This window comes from Bradyrhizobium sp. PRIMUS42, from assembly GCF_023006515.1.
Taxonomy (GTDB): Bacteria; Pseudomonadota; Alphaproteobacteria; order Rhizobiales; family Xanthobacteraceae; genus Bradyrhizobium.
This window is the reverse complement of sequence record NZ_JALBGZ010001006.1, coordinates 1-1748: the sequence shown is the minus strand read 5'-3', so window position 1 is coordinate 1748 and position 1748 is coordinate 1. Positions and strand designations below refer to the sequence as shown.

General features: G+C 64.9%; 3 protein-coding genes. 2 read left to right on the top strand and 1 reads right to left on the bottom strand.

What is annotated here, in order from left to right:
* Both MOV75_RS36850 and ubiA read left to right on the top strand, forming a co-directional pair.
* The coding region (locus MOV75_RS36850) for a hypothetical protein (protein ID WP_247007843.1) at positions 1 to 464 on the top strand (464 nt) is incomplete at its 5' end.
* Complete coding sequence (gene ubiA, locus MOV75_RS36845) at positions 461 to 1393, top strand: 4-hydroxybenzoate octaprenyltransferase (RefSeq protein WP_246932490.1); 933 nt, start codon at positions 461 to 463, stop codon at positions 1391 to 1393. The genes MOV75_RS36850 and ubiA, both read left to right, overlap by 4 nt.
* A 110-nt stretch (positions 1394 to 1503) precedes the next feature.
* Here the strand turns inward: ubiA and MOV75_RS36840 are convergent, their stop codons facing one another.
* Positions 1504 to 1641, bottom strand: coding sequence for a hypothetical protein (locus MOV75_RS36840; RefSeq protein ID WP_247007844.1), 138 nt, complete (start codon positions 1639 to 1641; stop codon positions 1504 to 1506).
* Positions 1642 to 1748 lie beyond the last annotated feature (107 nt).

The following is a 1748-nucleotide window of genomic DNA, read 5'->3' as shown; positions in this document are numbered from 1 at the left end:
CGCCCGTCGGTGGCGCTGGTGCGTTCAGCGCGGCTCCGCCGACGCAAGCCGGCCCCGGCGAGGATTGCATGAAGGCGTTCATGCCCCTGCGCGAAGAAGCCGAGAAGCGCGGTAAGTTGATCAAGGCCGCCAGCGACCGTCATGCGCCGCCCGACGAGGCCTGCAAGCTGATCCGCAGTTTCAGCCAGGCAGAGGGGAAGATGCTCAAGTACATCGAGGCCAATGCCGCGAAGTGCGGAATTCCCCCGCAGGTCGGCGGGCAGATGAAGGAAGGCCACAAGAACACCGAGGCCATGCAAGCGAAGGTTTGCAACGTCGCGCAGCAAATGCAGCAACAGCAGGCGCGGCCGGCCGGCCCATCGCTGAGCGAGGTGCTGGGTTCGGGCTCCGCGCCTGAGGCCAATGCCGGCAAGAAGGGCGGCAGCACCTTCGACACGCTCAACGGCAACGTCCTGACCCGATGAGCGATACATCCGCCCGCGTTGCCGATTCCACCGGCAACTGGGTCGATACGCTGGCGCCGCCATGGGCGCGGCCCTACCTCCGCTTGTCCCGCTTCGACCGTCCGATCGGCTCCTGGCTGCTGTTGATGCCGTGCTGGTGGTCGGCGGCGCTCGCGAGCGGCATGGCGCATGACGTCCGCGGCCTGCCGCTCACCATCGTGCTGTTCTTCGTCGGCGCTTTCGTGATGCGCGGAGCCGGCTGCACCTGGAACGACATCACCGACCGCGACCTCGACGACAAGGTCGAGCGTACGCGCTCGCGGCCGCTGCCGTCCGGCCAGGTGACCACGAAGCAGGCGCTGGTCTTCATGATCGCACAGGCACTGATCGGCCTCGTGGTGCTGCTGCAGTTCAACCGCTTCGCGATTGCGACCGGCATCGCCTCGCTTTTGATCGTCGCGATCTACCCCTTCATGAAGCGCATTACCTGGTGGCCGCAGATCGTGCTCGGGCTTGCCTTCTCCTGGGGTGCCCTGATGGGATTTGCCGTCACCTTCGGGCGTATCGACGTCACCGCGCTGGTGCTCTATGCCGGCGCGATCTCCTGGGTGATCGGCTATGACACGATCTACGCGCATCAGGACGCCGAGGACGACGCGCTGATCGGCATCAAGTCCACCGCGCGCCTGTTCGGTGCGCATACGCACCAGGCGCTGGTCCTGTTCTACGGGCTTTCAGTGATGCTGATCGGCGTCGCACTGGCCTCAGGCGATGTGCGCTGGCCGGCCTGGCTCGGGCTGATCGCTTTCGCCGCGCACCTTGCCTTGCAGATCGTGCGACTCAGGATCGACGATCCCGAGCTTTGCCTGCGCCTGTTCAAGTCGAATCGCGATCCAGGCTTGCTGCTGTTTGCGGGATTATTGGTGGACGCGGTGATACGGGCGGCCTGACGTGAGTAGGTCTCGTAGGGTGGGCAAAGGCGCCCTTGCGCCGTGCCCACGATCTCTCGATGATTGACAAAAGGTGGGCACGCTTTCGCTTTGCCCACCCTACTGCACCTTCAATTCCTCGCGATGATCTCGCGTTCTTCGCGATGAATCGGCAGCTCGCGCGTCATTGCAACACGGCGGCGCATCAGGAATTTCGGACGGCGGGCGCGGATCGCATTGGCGCGCGCAGCAGCAGTGTGAACCAGCAATCCCGGCTCCGATCGGAATGGCCGACGACATCGCATTCGCGCCTGATGGCACCATGGCCTGGACCGGTTTCCTCGCCGGCGATCTCTATTCGCGCAAGGGCGACGGC